A 15836-nucleotide genomic window follows, 5' to 3' on the forward strand; every position below is an offset into this window, starting at 1 on the left:
TTCAAAAAAAAGCTGGCAGCCGCACCGCCGGCTATTCCCCGTTGAATGAGCGCTCTCTCGGCCGATATTCTCCGAACCTGGCAACCTCGCTCTTTTGGTTCACAGATTTCGATACCAATAGTCTCAACAGGTTACCGGTTTCGTGATCGTGCGAAGTTGGGCGGATCGCTCGCTAGGCGAATGCAATTGAGTCCAACCTGCATGACGCGAACTGACCGCCAGTAGCGGCCGTCAGAGCGAGTGGCATTAAAAGACCGAAATTGGGCCGCAAGTAGTAGGTCTGCTTTTGGTCTGGCAAGAACGATAGCGGACATTCAACTTCCAATGTCCAGTGTCGTGAGTTGACCCGGCGGGTACTCCGGCAGCCCCGCTTTGTGGAAGCCGTCTGCCAGATGGGCCGATCTTCGGGGCGCACCAAATGACTGTTTCAGCCCGAGATCGTCAAAGCCGGCTCGAGCTTGCGGTTTACCTGGTCGTGGATGCTGCGCGACACATAGATCGCGCCTGGCTTGGCGAGGCCTTCTAACCGGGCCGCGATGTTGACGCCATTACTGTAAACATCGCTGCCCTCGATGACGATGTCGCCGAGATTGATCCCGATATGCAGAACGATGCGGCGTGTTGTGGGCAGCGCGGAATTCGCGTCTGCCATCCTTCGCTGCAGTTCAATGGCCGCGGTCACCGCATTTACTGCGCTGGCAAACTCCATCAGAACACCGTCGCCCATCACCTTTACTTCAGGCCACGAGTGCACCGAGATGGCGCCGACTGGACAGTTCCAAAGCGCTAGCTTCAACGTTGATCTTGCAAGCTTGGTCAGAAAGGCACGGACAAGCCGCGCCTTTCGGTTGCAAAGGAACGGCAGTCAGCTCGCCGCGACGAACTTGTAGGCAGTTCCGTCCTTTTCCGCGAAGCCGACGCCCGGATAGTTCCAGTGATAGCCGAGCAGCTTGGTCTTGTCGGCGGCTGCGCCGTCGAGCAGCGTCTTGCGGGTCTTGATCGCGGTGTCGTGGTCGGCATCGAAGCCGAATTTCCAGTCAGGCTTCTCGAACGAGACGATCTGGTTGGTCGTCGCGTCGCCGGCGATGATCAGACCCTCCCCTCCGGCAAGCCGCAGCGAGATATGGCCGGGCGTATGGCCGGGCGTGTCGATGACGGTGAGGCCTGTCACGATGTCCTGCCCGCCCTTGACCATCGTCACCTTGTCTCTCACAGCGGCAAAGTCGCGCTGCGCGCCCTTGACGAAGTCGCCCATCTCGGCCGGCATTTTCGAAAGGAGATTCGGATCGGTCCAGAAATTCCACTCGGCCTCGCCAACATAATATGCCGCGTTCGGGAAGAGCAGCTCGGCGTCGGCTTTGAGCGTGCCCGAGATGTGATCGAGATGGCCGTGTGTGAAGACGACCTTGGTGATCGACGCCGGATCGATGCCGGCCGCAGTCAGGTTTTCGGCGAGCTTTCCGGTTGTCTCCGGCATAAATTTTCCACCGGAACCGATGTCGATGAGGATCAGGTCGGTCCCGATCTTGAGGACCGGGAGGTTCATGGACATCCGGGCACCGTCCGCCGGGTATCCGAGCCGCTTGGCGATCTCGGCGAGTTGTTCTGTCGACGCGTCGGTCGCGATGATGTTGAGCGGCAGCGTGAACTGGCCGTCGCTGACTACGGTGACCTGCGCGTCGCCCTGCGTGAAGCTGTGCGGCGCCGCCAGCGCCAGCGCCTTCCACGGCATCAGCGGCACGGCCGCGAGTGCCGCACTTCCCGCAAGGAAGAGGCGGCGATTCAGCAGATGAAGCACTTCCTGGGTGTCGATGGCTGTCATGGCTAAGCTCCCTGCTTGGCCCCCCGCATCAACGTCTACGAAGGCAACGCTATTCCCGTTTGACGACCGCGTGAATTCACCATCTGTTGAGCGGTGGTAGCTCGTGTAGGTATTTCCGTCCGTTGTGTGCTTCTGCCTGTTCTATGGTGTTTCGGTGGGTCGTAACGGCGTAGCAGCTCACGCGGCGTAGTCTTCATCGACGTAATCACTTCGACAAGCTTCTCGCGCGACGGCGGCGTCTTCAGCTTTCGATCACTTCTGGCTCTTCGCCGGATTGGCGGATCATGGCAAGTGTGTTGCAGGACGTGCCGTATTCAGCATTGTGATAGATCGTTATCGTCATTCTGCAACTTTCATCTGGCGCAAAGCGGTCATCGTCCTGCCTGGACTGCGCCACGACAGCCAGAGTCGAGAAAGTACTCGCGTCCAGTCTGCGTGTGCGACCGTCAGCGAGCAGCTGACGGGGATCGTGGAACTGCCTTCCGCGCCGCTCGTTTCTTGTCCGAACCGAAGTGGGAGTGTCCAATTGTCGACACGTTTGTTGAGCAGGCGCCTGTTCATCGGGACGGATTTGGCGGGTGCGATCATTTCCGCTGCGTCGATGGGGCGCTTAGTGTCGGCGCAGGAGGCGCGCGTGGGAAATAGAGTAACCTCGAAAGACGGGACTCGCATCGCCTTCGATCGGTCGGGCGACGGACCGGCGCTCATCCTGGTCGGCGGCGCTCTAAGCGATCGATCGGGGTGGGCGCCACTGGCAAAGCTCTTGGCGCCACGCTTCACGGTGTTCAGTTACGATCGCCGGGGCAGAGGCGATAGTGAAGACACGCCGCCATATTCGGTCGAGCGCGAGATCGAAGATCTCACGGCCCTCATTGACGAAGCAGGTGGAGCGGCGTTTGTCCACGGCCAGTCTTCTGGCGCGGTCCTGGCTCTGGAGGCCACGGTCAAGTTCCCCGCTATAGTCCGAAAGCTCTCTCTGTACGAGCCACCGTTTATTATCGACGACAGCCGCCCGCCTCCGCCTGAGAATTTTGTCGGGCAGATCAACGAACTCGTGGCGGCTAATCGCCGAGGTGACGCCGTAGAGTACTGGATGACCGAAGTGGTGCGTGCGCCTGCCGAAGCCGTCGCTGAGATGCGAAGGGCGCCAACATGGCCCGCGCTCGAAGCAGTGGCGCATACTTTGCCCTACGATATCGCCGTCCTGGGAGACAACATGGCCGGCGACCCGCTGCCGCGTGCTCAGTGGACTGCTGCCACCGCACCGACGCTCGTGATGGACGGTGGGGCCAGCCCTGGATGGATACGCAATTCGGCTCGAGCGCTAGCGGATGTCCTGCCCAATGCGCAGCACCACACGCTGGAAGGTCAGACTCACAATGCCGCGCCAGAAGTCCTCGGCCCGGAAATAAAACGATTCTTTGTCGGTTGAAGCGGCCGATGTAAAAGCCGCCAGCGATCCCGCGAATTCGAAAATCAGGCAAATCGAAGGGCCGCGTCGGAGCTGCGTCTGATGCTTGGTAGCCTCACCGGCCCAGCCTTCAGAAGGAGCGCAGCGTGGCTAACGACCGCTTCTGGCGGATTGTGTTGAAAAAGTCCGGCTGGCGTGAAACGCAAGCGGCATCGGCGCATGGCGGAGAAGAAGCGTTCCTTCTTTTTCTGGCAAATGCCCTCCAAGGCTCTCAGCGCCATCCACTGAAAGATGAAACTTCTACACCCGGACCAGCCGGGCTGGTGCAAAGTATTGCGGCGGATTTTTCAACATAATCGGTGGAGAGCGGACGATTCCTTTATACTCCCCGTTTAGGAAACGGACGTCCGTCCCGACGGAGTGACTGCTCGATTCAGATGTCCGGATCATCGAGAATGCGAGAGATCGTGCTGCGCCCAAGCGCACTCATGGCGGGGTTGGTGCGATGATAGTACCAGACGAGACCCATTGCCTGCTGGAATGCCCAAGCAGCACCACGCTTCCACGAAAGATCTTCAACTTGAAGGCCGTATCCAAAGGCCGCCCTTCGCTCGCGGTCTAGAAGATGCCACGCGACTACCAAATCTAGCGACGGGTCGGCTGGTCCGAAACTGCCGCCATCAAGTACTCCGACAAGACGCTCGCCCTGCACGAGAAGGTTTGCTGGGATAAGGTCCCTATGACTCATCACGTCAGGCCCAGCGGATGGCAACTCCCGTAAGCGAGCCCACAAATCGCGCAGTCGAGCCACATCAAGAAGGCCCTCGCTGTTTTCAAAGCAAACAATCATCCAATCGTCATGATCGGAGAGATGTCCACCACGTCCTTGCCCGTCGAAGCGTCGGCCCCGTGTGTCCGCGTGGCGCAACGATGCCACGAGGTGTACAAGGTCTAGGGTGAACGCCGTCGATCCACTTAGCCCGTGCGGCGTGGCAACCTCGCCTTCGATCCACGTTTGCAATGCCCATGGCATTGGATAGTGAGGACCTGGCTCGCCGAGCCCAATCGGTTGAGGCGTCGGAAATAAGCAATGCTCCCCAATCTCGACCATAGCAGCGGCCTCTGACCGAAGCATATCGGCGCATTCGGTCGGATTCATCGCCCGCAGTGGGAACCGCGCAGTGCTCTTCGAGCCAATGCGGAAGATGGCATTAACGGTTCCCGACGATGCAACTGAGGTGATGTCCTCATGACGATACTGGGGAAACTGATCGCGGATCATCTGGCGGGCAATATCGATGTCGATATCCACCTGATTGGCATGCATCATGAGTTCTCGTCCTGCTAGCTCGGCATGAAGGGCAAATAGTTTGTTCGTTGTAGCGATTGGATGGCAATGTCCGCTTTTGGTGAATGGACGGGACCGTTGCGATGACCGCCATGCGGCGCGTTGCTGACCGTCAGTGTTGGGCCGTTGGCGCACTTGCGGCTTAGAGGCTCGGAATGTCAGAAGCGGACCTTCAGTCGGGCTGCGTGCATCGACGTGAACTGACCCAAGGCAGTCATTTCGCATGTCCACGAGGATAGCCTGTTATTGAATAGGAAAGCCGACATTAATGTCCTCAGCCTGGTTTGGGCTCTCCGATCAACGCGCCGCGAGTCTCTGTCCGTGAGGGCGTTCCGCATGCCTAGATGCCGCAAGGCGGACGGGCGGGCCGTTCCCCAACTAGACGGCGACTTGTCGCGCACCTTGGAGCTTTGTGATATCCTAACTGCCGGCGCGCAAACGAGCCAATCATGTGCGTGTCGGAGGGCATACCGATGGCCAGATGGCTAGTCGCGGCATTGACCCTATTGGCGCTCGAAGCGGCGTCTCCAGCACAAGCTGATGACTGGAGCGACTGCGGCAGCCGCAACGATGCGGACTTGGTGATCCAGGCTTGCACCAGAATTGTTGCGGTGACCGGCGCGAATGCAGACCGGGTCGCCCCAGCCTTTCTCTACCGCGGCAATGCTTATCTAGACAAGGGTGACCTAGATAAGGCCATTGCTGACTACGACAAGGCAATCGAGCTGAAGCCGCACTCTGCCGAAGCCTTCTATAACCGTGGAGATGTCTATCTACGAAAAAGAGATTTCAACCGCGCACTCGCTAACCTCGACAAGGCCATCGCGTTGAAGCCGGACTTTGTTGAAGCCTTCTATGTTCGGGGCTCTGCCTATCGAGAAATGGGTGAACCAGACAAGGCGATGGCCGACTGCAACAAGGCCATCGAGTTGAAGCCGCGGTTCGCCCAAGCCTTCTACTGCCGTGCCAACACGTATCTAGACAGGGGTGACCTGAACAAGGCCGTTGCAGACTACGACAAGGCCATCGCGTTGAAGCCCGACTATGCTGGAGCATTCATCAATCGCGGCTCGGCCTTTCTACTCAGGGGTTACCTGAGTAAGGCCATAGCGGATTTCGACAAGGGCATCGCGTTGAAGCCACAGTTTCCCGAGCCCTTCGACATCTACTATTGGCGTGGCAATGCTTATCTAGCCAAGGGTGAGCTGAACAAGGCCATAGCCGATTTCGACAAGGCCATCGAGCTGAAGCCGCACTTTGCTGAAGCATTCAATGACCGCGGGGTTGCCTATCAAGCCAAGGGCGAAAAAGCAAAGGCCAAAGCCGACTATGACCGGGCGATCCAACTCAAACCGGGCTTTGCTGCAGCCCTCACGAACCGCGCCAACCTTCCGCCCCGCTAGGGCTTGCCTTCGATTTCTTAGGCGGAAGGTCTGCATCGGGTTGGGGATGCGACGTTCGCATTTGCCGTCCGCGAAGGCCCGGAAATGACGCGACTACGATGTCCAGGGTGGTCGCCGGCAACGTCTGCTATCGGCAACAGCAAAGATCACCTCAACGGCCGACATTAGGCGCATTGCTGCTCGAGAGCATAGTGGGGCCGGCAGCCGACTGGCAGCTTTGGGCAGACATCGGGGGACCCGATGGAAATTGTGTCGTTGACGCTGAGTGCCAGATAGGCCCACGACGGTCCCAATAGGCAACAGGACTGCGTGACGGGCGGGACCCCAGCAAACGGGCCTAGTCTCGACGGCAATCGCCACCGCTGTTAGGGAAGCCTAAGGCCTAGCCGCGATATAACTTTTCAATGCTAAAGCGCGCCCGCACATACCGTCCCGGACTGTTCGCCCGACTGTTCTCCGGCGAGAACTGGAAACTGACGCCCGGTCGGAATTCGGCAGCCGGTATCACCCTGGTGTCTGGCAGCGAGACCGAGCTGGAATGCTTGGACGTCGTATCTGTCCAAACCGCCAAAGGCCTCCTGTGGCACGCCGTTGAAATCTGCTCGAGGACCAGGCTTGATCGGTTATCGGGCCTCAGCGGCAGCGCCGCAGACGAACTCGCGGCCGACATCGCGGCGTTCGTCAACGAATATCTGAGCGAAGTGATCCGTTCCGAAACTGACCAACTGCGCGAGATCGACGCGAGACTCGGCGCGGTCGTGACGGACAACCGCCGATACTTGGCGTACTCGGACCTCGGCAACGCAATAGCCGGCGTGCCGGGAAAGGTGGCAACGGCCCTCTCGCACCCCATGTTCGATCCAGGGCAGATGGCACAGACGCTCGAGGCCGTTTTGCCGGCCTCCTACGCCTTCCTCACCGATCCGAACGTGCGCGATCGTTATAACGAGCGGTTCATCGCCTCCGAACTGGCCGCTTTTGCGGCGTTCTTCGACAACCTGGACGGTCGGTCGCTGTCAGGGCAGCAGCGCGAGGCTTGTATTCGTCTCGAGGACAATAACTTGCTCATCGCATCGGCGGGATCGGGCAAGTCCGCCACTATGGTGGGCAAAGTCGCATATGTGCTCGAAAAGAAGTTGGCACGCCCTGACGAAATGCTGGTCTTGGCCTTCAACAAGAGCGCGGCGGACGAGCTCAGGGAGCGCATCGCCAGGCAGTTGAAGGTCGAACCCGACAAACTTGAATGTCGCGTGACAACCTTCCACGCGTTAGGCCGCGGCATCATCCAGGAGGTCGACGGGCGGCCACCCCAGCTTGCCAACTGGGTCGAACATCCCGCGGGGGAAGCCAAGGCGATTGAGGAGATCATCGTTGAACTAGCCAGTTCCGACAGGGAGTTTATGCAGCTTTGGGTTGATCTCCTGGTCGTGCATCCCAAGGCCGATATCCCCCGGGAAACGTTCGACAGTGAGGTTGACTACCAACGATACATTACGGAGCGGCGGACCAGGGGTAAGGCGACGATCGGCTCGCTGGCCGGAATTTACGTCAAATCGTTGCAGGAACAGTCGATCGCGAACTGGCTTTGGTTGAACTCGGTCGCGTTCGAATACGAACGACAGGTCGAGGTGCAGGATGCGGAAGGCGCCGTCCGCCATATTCATCCCGACTTTTACTATTCGGCGACCGGTACCGTGCACGAGCATTTCGCGCTCGACGCAAACGGCGTCTCACCATTCAAGGACTATGTCGACCACGCCGAAGCAAAGCGGCGGGACTATCAGGTCGGGCAGATCGATTTCTTCGAGACGCGATCGGCCCAGGCCGCGGACGGCACGATTTCCGAGGTCATGCGCGAGGAACTAGAGCGGCGCGGGATACAGCTCGTGGCGAAGCAGTATAGCGATATTGCGAAGGCGCTGGAGCCAGTGGTGGTCAAGCACTACCACCAGCTCATAGGCACCTGCATCAAGCACATCCGGGCGAGTCATCTAACCCTCGATATGCTGCTACAGCGTGCGCAGTCGCTCCACGATAAGGAACGCGCGCGGATATTTTCGCGCGTCGTTTACAGGATCGCCCAGGCCTATTCCGAAAAGCTCGTGGATGCCGGACGGATCGATTTCGATTCCATGATCGCCGACGCGACGCAGCTGGTTGAGACGAAACGATACACCAGTCCGTACTCGCTGATCCTCGTGGACGAATTCCAGGACATATCTGGACCCAGGGGTAAACTCATTAAGTCGCTGCGAGACCAGAAGCCGTTCTCCAAACTCTTCGCCGTGGGCGACGACTGGCAGTCTATCTACCGTTTTGCCGGCTCGGATGTGACCCTCTTCACAAGGTTCGACGCGAACTTCGGGACAAGTTGGCAAGGCCGGCTCGAGCAAACCTACCGCTGCAACCAGCTGATCGCGGAGACGGCGGCGGGTTTCGTTCAACGGAACCCAGACCAGCTCAGGAAGTCGGTGCGGTCTATACGGCCCGCTATACCCAAATCGATCCGCGTCATCCCGATCGAGGGCGCAAAGGAGAGGCCGCACTTTGGCGCAGCCTGCCTGCGGCTGTTATCCCGGCTGGATGTGTTCCTGGGAAGCATCGTGGAGCAGTGGCGCGGCACGGCAAGGCAGAAGCTTAGAGTACTCGTTCTCTGGCGCTACAACCATCTCGATCCGTTCGCCGGCCGTATGCCGGCATTCGAGCATATCGAGGTTTCGGCGCTTTCCTTCCACCGCTCGAAGGGCCTCGAAGCGGACTACACGATCCTGCTCGACATCAGCGAGGGCGACTATGGTGTTCCGAGCCGTGTCGAAGACGACGAGCTGCTGAACCTAGTGATTCCGAATCCCGAGACCTTCGCGTACGCAGAGGAACGACGCCTGTTCTACGTCGCCTTGACCCGGGCCAGCCGCGGCGTCTTCATGCTGGCCGACAGTGCCCGGCCCTCGCGCTACATCCAAGAGCTCTGCGAGGTCGCGGGTGAGGAGATTCGCTTCGAGACCATCGACGGCCAAGCGCTACAGCAATGCCCGGCCTGCCGAGTTGGTCAGTTGGTCCAAAGGAAAACGAAGACCGGGCGCTCGTTCGTCGGCTGCAGCCAGTATCCAAACTGCAGGCACGTAGTGTTCTCCGGCAAGCAAAAGCAAAACAGATCGCGAGCGGCGCGGCGACCTACAGTTCAGTAGTGCTGGGCGCAGCAGACACAGCGCCCGCCGCGTCTTAATCTCAGGTCAGTGCATCTCCAAGCAGGGAGCGGCCAACGTCCGTTTTCAGGCAACGTCAAAGTCACTTCCTACCGCCGATTCGCGGCGTTTGCCGCCCGGCGGCCATTGGTGCCGAAAGCGCCCCGTCAACTTGCGGAATGATGTGGCTTAGGAAGCGGCCGTTCCACACTGGCCTCATCGACGTCGTCGGCGTTGCCCAGCCGCGGCGCACCGGAGCCGCTGTCGCCAGCCACTTTGATGTCCCGATAGTCAACCAAGTCTGCGATAAAATTCGCCTATCGAGTCGTGGCCAACACCGCTTATGTTCGTCGCCGGAGACCCAATGGTATTTCGATTCGTACATACGGCCGACATTCATCTCGACTCGCCGCTGCGTTCGCTGGCGGGGGGTAGATGTGGGTCCCACAAGCCACCCCCCGCCCCGCCGCCCACAAACCGCCGGGGCGGCCCTCGCCAGTGCGCTTGGCCGTCGCTGTTACTTTGTGCCAATTTAGCAACGGCAACTCTGCCGGCGGCAAGGAGGCGACATGGCGACGCCCGCCAGCGCCCAGTAAGCTGTCGCCCATGCGATTGTCGCCCCGAAGGGACGCGGACATTAACGACGCGGGGAGTCCTGCTTCACGACTAAGCGCGAGCGCCTCAGCATTAACTCAGAAATGGCGAGATGTGGGCGCTTCTTGCGATTTTGCTCGAAGCGAAGAAGCCGCCGCACTCGTCCTTTTTCGTGCAAACCTCACACTCAGCAACATATTCATTCTTCCAGTCGCTGATCGACTGCTTTGCGAAGGCATGGATCGATCCGTCAAGGACACAGAGCTGATGGTTGTAGACCGAGACGTTCATTCGAGCCGCGGCGAGATAGCGGACCGCGTTCCTCAACTCCGACCTGTAGTCATGCGGGTCGATCCACAGACTGTCCATGTTCGCCCGCGTAAAGCCGGTTATCTCTAGCCCCATGAAGGTGACGTGGTCGACAAAGGTCAGGTTCCGGAAGATGAACTCCGACAGATCAGTCAGCCCCTTATAGGTCTGCTTGTGCACCACAACTCGGATCTCGACTTCTTGGCCGAGTGACTTGAGATTCATGATCCCGGCAACGGTCTCGTCGAAGGCCCCCTTCGACTGCACGACATAGTCGTGAACCTCCGGATCGGCGGCGTAGAGCGGAATCCCGACTGAGAGGGCGCCGTGACCGATCTGAGCGTAACGGCGGGCGAATGCCGTGTCGCTGAAGCTTCGGCCATTCGAAAGGATATGAACCGGCGTATTTGGCAGGTGATCTCTGGCCTTCGACAGGATATGGAAGAACGGTTCCCCGATCATGGTCGGTTCGCCGCCCGTGATGCCGAGAAACGGCGTGTCAGTCGGCAGAAGCGGGATAGCCTCGCAGATCTCATCCGCTAGCCAGGCGTCATCGACGTCTTTTGGCGGCTGTGAACACATCAGACAGTAGTGGTTGCAGCGTTCGGTCGTGAGAAAATAGTTGGCATTGGCCGACGCTCGAAACAGGACCCGGACCGCCTTTCGACCCGGAACGAATCGGATGACGTCGCCCCTGGCGAGGTACTCGAAGTGGTTGGGCAGCACTATGAACTTACCGCTCGTCCGCGCTGCTTCGACGTCAGCCCTGAAGCGTTCGAACGTGACCACCCATTCGTAGTTCGGGCTGACAGGGCCGCCGCGAAAAAGATATGCGTCGTGTTGGCGATCGCTGGCGTCGACAACTGAGTCGGTCGAGAGGCGCAGCAGAGCCTTTGGCGAGCCGCCGTCCACGTTGGTCCAGGTCGCAAATCCGCTAAGGGCGAGCATCGCTAACGCGTCCAGCCCATAAAAAGTTCGCGGATCGACGGATCCTCTTCCATCAGCCCGATCAGCCGCTTGAAGATCGCCATGTTGCGGTAGCAGAAGGATGACCGCGTCTTTAGGCCCACAAAGTCGCCCTGTGTCGCCTTGTGGAACACCGGCTCGGAGCCGCAAAAAGGTTCGAACGCGCATTCCGAGCACATGGGCGCCGAACCGGCGAAAGACTGTTCGATCGGATCGAGCAGCGCGTCGGACGTGAATATCTCGGCATAGGTGTTTCGATGCACATTGCCGAGGCGGAAGCTCTTGTCGCCCATCTCAGCCAACATCCGCGCCTCGTCCGACGCGTAGACGTCGCCGTCGTAATTGTAGACGACCGCAGAGATCCCAATCCCCGCCGGACTCATGAGGTCGACGTAGCCCGGCTCGAAAGGGGTGAGCATCTTGGTTAGGATGGTCGAGGCATAAAATTCTACGAACGGCGTCCCCTTGCGATTGAGCTCGATAATGTATTCGAGGCCGTCAAAGTAAAAATCGACCCAGCTCTCGGTGTCGTAGGACGCATACCACTTGGTCTTCACAGCGAAGCCGTAGGGAGATAGCGGGCGAAGGAATATACCGGGGAACTGCATCCTCACGTATTCGTCTACGATCTCGCGACCCATGCCGAGGCTGGCTTTGGTCGTCGTCATCAATGCGCTGACGCGCTCGTGGCCGAGCACCGCCCGGGCCCGGTGGATCCCCTCGACGGCGAGTTCGTAACTATTCTTGCCCGGCCTCGGCCGATTTGCGTTGTGAAGTATGGCGGGACCATCCAACGAAGTCGAAATAAGTATATCGTGTCGTTTGCAGTACGCTAATATCTCGTCCGTGATCACCGCCAGATTTGTAGTTATTACGAACTGCAGCGACCTCTTCTCGACTTCATTAATCAACTCGGCCTTTTCCACGACGAATCTGATCAGTTCGAAATTAAGCAACGGCTCGCCGCCCTGGAACTCGATCTTGATCGCTGGGCTCGGAGACTGGAAGATGAGCCCAAGCGCCTTGTCCGCCGTCAATTCGGTCATGTCGAAGGCCGAGCGGTCTTCGCTCTGCCTGGACACTTGGCAGTAGGGGCAGGAATGCTCGCACCTTAGCGACATGACCATGATATGCAACGCGGTGAAGTTCGCCAGGCGCATTGCTTTGGTGCGAACCTTCGTCGCCAGCATGACTGGTCCAATGGTCGATGACGAGTCAAACAGGAAATGCTTACTACGCAGCCGGGCGTAGGCAGGATCGGACGGTTTTAACTCGTGCCTGACCAAGGAGGCGACGACCGACCGAGGCTGCACCAAATATTCCCCGGCCTGGTTAGTGATCACGTATCGCTCGTCGTCGAACGGCGAAAAGCGGAACGGCGCCAGCTGATAGCGGCCGCCCTCAGTTGTCTGGAACTCCGACAGCGGCGAGAATTTAGTCAACGGATTGCAGACCCGAGCGAGAGAATGCCAGTGCGAGAATGGTGTTGCGGAGCGTGGCTGTCTCGGCGGCAACAACCAACCGCAGGTCCTGATCCAGCACCTCCAGCCGCAATCCCTCCACGGCCTTCGCAGCCTGTTCCCGAGTGACGGGCTTGGTGAAGTGGAGGACACAGACGACGTTCCCGGCCTCCGTCGAAATGTCGACGGAGGCTTTGGCCGTCATCCGGTATGCTGCCCGCTTGATGCAGTCCAGAGAAAAGACTGACAGATCAAACGACTCAGTCGCGGACGCAACAAGTTCGGGGTGCTCTGCTTGCATGAACTTAGCAGTACGAATATCCGGAGCAGTGTGATCCGTGGCTGGAATGGCTGGAATGGCTTGTGTGATAGGCCATCTGAATCTCTCGGCCCTGCGAGCGATCCAGGACCACTCCAAAGCCGTCAGCATCAATGAGTCTGTTGTTGTCCGCACGTGGCTCGACTTGAGATGCAGTCGCAACAGCCAGGGCCGGCTGCAGCTGAGTGCCCATTAATATTGTCGCCGACAGAGCGACTGGTGAAAGAAAACTGCGTTTTGACATTGAACCCCTCCTATAGCATGACAGACGCAAGAGGCACCGGAACTAAGCTGTCCCGCCTCATTGCACTTTTTGGTTCTCGGAGAGCCCCCCATAGGCCTCACAATTCTGATATCTCAGATACTTCCCAAATACAACTACGTTGACAGTCGATGCTCAACAAACACGATAAGTTTGAAGTTCATTCGTTAACGAGTTGTTGGCGCGGCTCCAATCAGAACCTTGTGCATCACACGTGCCGCGCCCTTGCTGGGTTTGGAGCGCTGTGCTGTTTTCATCAATCGCACGCCACGCCGTCGTCGCGATCCAGCCCACAGATCGCCGCCGTTCAGCACGAATCCGCCCGGCTTGTAAGCCGCGCGAGGTTTCGCTCCTCGGCATCGGCCTGCCGCTCAGCTCGTATCCTGTTCGCGGTCGTGGTCTTGGCGCGCGAGCGCGGCAGCGATCTCAAGCGTCCTGACGGCCATGCTCACGTCGGCTTTCTTCAGCTCAACAACGGCGACATCAGCGCCGTTGCCGCTGCCACTGTGGATGCCATGCGCAACGCGTCGGCCAACTCTGGCTAGGCCGACCAGAAGGCCGACGCGCGCGAGCTCGCCCGCGCGCTGCACGACTTCAACCTAGGGCATCGAGCAAAGCTCTGCGATGGTCATTCATCGTCGGTCTCCTCATGTTCGATTAGGGGCGCCCAGGCCTTCCCGGCCTAGGCCTTCCCGGACGGTGGCGAGTAGGGCTAGAGCGAGGGCGCGGACGTCGGTCTGCGTATCGATCTGGCCAGAGATTTCCGTGCGCTGCGTGTCGGTCCAGTTCTCGCGTTGACGGTTCTTGAGCCAGAAGATCATGGCCGTGGTGTCGGGCGGCACATGCTCGATCGTTGGGACGCGCTCCACTTTGCCGTCGACGACAAGGATCTTTTCGCTCTCGTAGGAGTAGCCGCGCGCCTTGTGATACAACGAAGCCTCGACGAGACCGTCGGCAATGTCCTTGCCCGAGCGCAAGGCCGCCGCGAATTCGGGGTGGCGGCGCTTCCAGTTGCTGATCGTCGGCGTGGGAACGCCAAAATGCTGCGCTACCTCGAAGTCAGTGGCGCCGCTAAGCCCGAGCTCGCGCGCTTCGGTCATGATCTCGAGCCAGTGCTCGCCTAGCGGATCACCGCGTTTCCGCTGTCGCTTAGGGATCAAGCCGTAACCGGGCACCTCCGGTAGACCGTTCTGCGGCTTCCGTCGCCTATCGGCAGCGGGTATCCCAGCCATTTTTCAGATCCTTTCTACGAGATAACCGGCTATGGTGCCGTTTGGCCGATTGGCGGGCTGCGCGCGAATGCGGGGCGTGCCCAGCCCCAACTCCTGGAGCAGGCGTCGGAGCGTGTTGGTGGACGTGTTGTAGGTTGCGACATCGATCTGACGGCCGCGGGCCAGATCGCTTTCATGCTCACACCAAACCGACAGCGTAGCCGCGCGGCGGCATAGCATCGCCTGGGCGTCGGTGGGGGTGCCGCCGATCGCGGCGATCAGCTGGGCGAGCACGTCACGGTAGCGCCTTGCCAAGGCAGATCGACCATCGATCCGGTCGAGGAAAAGCTGGGCGCCCGTGGTCACGCGAAATTGAGCCTCTGGCTTCGTAACTGTCGGCTGGTGCTGTGCTGCCAGGGCGCTTGAGGCGGGCATGGTTTAAAGCTCCAAAATCATTCCCGAGACGGGTTCGAAACATGCGCTTTGTTGCCACAGCGTTGCCACAACTGAAATTGCTAAACCTATATCTAGCTCAAAGTCTTACATTTCAAGGGTTCCACGTGAATGTCAAAAACGGTATGCAACCGGTTATTCTAGGTTTTCGAGGCGGAGGGTCGCTCCGCCTGGGGACTTTGCACGACTGGAAGCCCCGGAAATGTTTTCTGCTGAAGCGGCAGTTGTTCGAACTTTCACTCTTGCCTTTGGGTGGTCTCATCGGTCGGACTGCAGCGGTAACAAGCACATCCTATGGCCCATGAGGGCCAGCACGGCGGTAACGCCAAGGAGGAGGCACCACATGGCGACCCTGACCGAAAAGACGCTGACCAGCCTGGCGAGTGAATTTCACCTGTCTCCTGGCAAACACTCCTCTCCCAACGAGGGCATGTGTGCCATGGAATTGGTGGCCTTCCTCGATGGTGGCCCGCACACAGATCGACCGCGGTGTACCTGCGAACTCGTCAGCGCTTTCGTGCGCAGCGTCAACGACAACATGCCGGACGATGTCCGGCACAAGCTGCTGCCCTATCTGCCGCGTCTGATCGGCACCGTTGCCAATCACCACGAGCAGGAGCAGGAGCGGCATGATTACTTCGCCTGGCAGACAATCCGCGTTTTCGCCCCGGCCGCACTCCGTGCCCAGGGCTATCGACGATTTGCGCGGGTACTGCAGAACGCAGAGACGTTGCGGAGCGCTCGGGCCATTGCGGACACCGTGCGGCGTGGGGTCGCCAGGAAGGAAACGGATGATACGCTCACACCCGCAGCGCTCGCGGTCCACCATGCCGGGAGTGCGGCGGGCGCCGCCATGTGGTTCGCCAATCATCAAGACGATCTCCTGAAGGGAGCAAGTTCGATCACGCCCTACACGACATGCGCGGAGGCTGCGGCGAGCGCAGCCTTCCAGGCGCACCGGGCGGGCTCGGCTGACGTATGGGACCGGGCGTTGGACGCGCTCGAAGGCGTGCTGTCGATCGGTTCAACCGAAAGGGGATCGGCTATGGTTGCGGGGTCTGCAGTCGGCGCTCTTTGAAGGGGTCTTCTCCGC

The 15836-nt window shown here is 59.4% G+C and carries 14 protein-coding genes and 1 pseudogene; 6 read left to right on the forward strand and 9 right to left on the reverse strand.

All coding sequences use genetic code 11. The annotated features are described in order from the left end of the window. Positions 1–427: 427 nt before the first annotated feature. The 3 genes and pseudogenes from AC0L2M_RS03125 to AC0L2M_RS03135 all read right to left on the reverse strand — a co-directional run. On the reverse strand, positions 428–727 hold the full coding sequence (locus tag AC0L2M_RS03125; protein WP_473534000.1) for an adenylate/guanylate cyclase domain-containing protein: 300 nt from the start codon (positions 725–727) through the stop codon (positions 428–430). Between the two features lie 138 nt (positions 728–865). Further along, on the reverse strand, positions 866–1822 hold the full coding sequence (locus AC0L2M_RS03130) for an MBL fold metallo-hydrolase (RefSeq protein ID WP_254026878.1): 957 nt from the start codon (positions 1820–1822) through the stop codon (positions 866–868). A 152-nt stretch (positions 1823–1974) separates the two neighbouring features. Next, positions 1975–2165 (reverse strand): annotated as a pseudogene (locus AC0L2M_RS03135) (thioredoxin domain-containing protein); the annotation flags it as partial. A gap of 183 nt (positions 2166–2348) precedes the next feature. On the opposite strand from AC0L2M_RS03135, the gene AC0L2M_RS03140 reads away from it, so the two are divergent. Together AC0L2M_RS03140 and AC0L2M_RS03145 are read left to right on the forward strand one after the other, a co-directional pair. After that, positions 2349–3254, forward strand: a complete 906-nt coding sequence (locus tag AC0L2M_RS03140; protein WP_473534001.1) for an alpha/beta fold hydrolase — start codon at positions 2349–2351, stop codon at positions 3252–3254. A 125-nt stretch (positions 3255–3379) separates the two neighbouring features. Beyond that, positions 3380–3589, forward strand: coding sequence for a hypothetical protein (locus AC0L2M_RS03145; protein WP_473534002.1), 210 nt, complete (start codon positions 3380–3382; stop codon positions 3587–3589). A gap of 77 nt (positions 3590–3666) precedes the next feature. On the opposite strand, the gene AC0L2M_RS03150 is transcribed toward AC0L2M_RS03145, so the two are convergent. After that, positions 3667–4563, reverse strand: a complete 897-nt coding sequence (locus tag AC0L2M_RS03150; RefSeq protein WP_473534003.1) for an aminoglycoside phosphotransferase family protein — start codon at positions 4561–4563, stop codon at positions 3667–3669. Between the two features lie 491 nt (positions 4564–5054). Between AC0L2M_RS03150 and AC0L2M_RS03155 the strand changes: the two genes are divergently transcribed. Continuing rightward, positions 5055–5984 carry a tetratricopeptide repeat protein gene (locus tag AC0L2M_RS03155; protein WP_473534004.1) on the forward strand — a complete coding sequence of 310 codons (930 nt, stop codon included), beginning with the start codon at positions 5055–5057 and terminating at the stop codon, positions 5982–5984. Positions 5985–6388: 404 nt separating this feature from the next. Beyond that, positions 6389–9172, forward strand: coding sequence for a UvrD-helicase domain-containing protein (locus AC0L2M_RS03160; protein WP_473534005.1), 2784 nt, complete (start codon positions 6389–6391; stop codon positions 9170–9172). Positions 9173–9856: 684 nt separating this feature from the next. Here the strand turns inward: AC0L2M_RS03160 and hxsC are convergent. The 3 genes from hxsC to AC0L2M_RS03175 form a co-directional block, all read right to left on the reverse strand. Beyond that, entirely contained in the window at positions 9857–11020 is a 1164-nt protein-coding gene (gene hxsC / locus AC0L2M_RS03165; protein WP_473534006.1) for a His-Xaa-Ser system radical SAM maturase HxsC, read from the reverse strand. 2 nt (positions 11021–11022) lie between these two features. Continuing rightward, positions 11023–12381 (reverse strand): His-Xaa-Ser system radical SAM maturase HxsB, encoded by a 1359-nt coding sequence (gene hxsB, locus AC0L2M_RS03170; protein ID WP_473534272.1) that lies wholly within the window; start codon positions 12379–12381, stop codon positions 11023–11025. Positions 12382–12472: 91 nt separating this feature from the next. Then, positions 12473–12703: a hypothetical protein gene (locus AC0L2M_RS03175; protein WP_473534007.1), complete on the reverse strand. Its 231-nt coding sequence runs from the start codon at positions 12701–12703 to the stop codon at positions 12473–12475. Between the two features lie 507 nt (positions 12704–13210). On the opposite strand from AC0L2M_RS03175, the gene AC0L2M_RS03180 reads away from it, so the two are divergent. Further along, complete coding sequence (locus AC0L2M_RS03180) at positions 13211–13624, forward strand: hypothetical protein (RefSeq protein ID WP_473534008.1); 414 nt, start codon at positions 13211–13213, stop codon at positions 13622–13624. A gap of 102 nt (positions 13625–13726) precedes the next feature. Here AC0L2M_RS03180 and AC0L2M_RS03185 read toward each other — a convergent pair whose 3' ends face one another. Then, positions 13727–14179: a helix-turn-helix domain-containing protein gene (locus tag AC0L2M_RS03185; protein WP_473534009.1), complete on the reverse strand. Its 453-nt coding sequence runs from the start codon at positions 14177–14179 to the stop codon at positions 13727–13729. 135 nt (positions 14180–14314) lie between these two features. Next, positions 14315–14725 carry a hypothetical protein gene (locus tag AC0L2M_RS03190; RefSeq protein ID WP_473534010.1) on the reverse strand — a complete coding sequence of 137 codons (411 nt, stop codon included), beginning with the start codon at positions 14723–14725 and terminating at the stop codon, positions 14315–14317. Positions 14726–15086: 361 nt separating this feature from the next. On the opposite strand from AC0L2M_RS03190, the gene AC0L2M_RS03195 reads away from it, so the two are divergent. Continuing rightward, complete coding sequence (locus AC0L2M_RS03195) at positions 15087–15821, forward strand: hypothetical protein (RefSeq protein ID WP_473534011.1); 735 nt, start codon at positions 15087–15089, stop codon at positions 15819–15821. The last annotated feature ends 15 nt before the right edge of the window (positions 15822–15836 follow it).

The sequence above is a fragment of the Mesorhizobium sp. WSM4806 genome, from assembly GCF_055811635.1.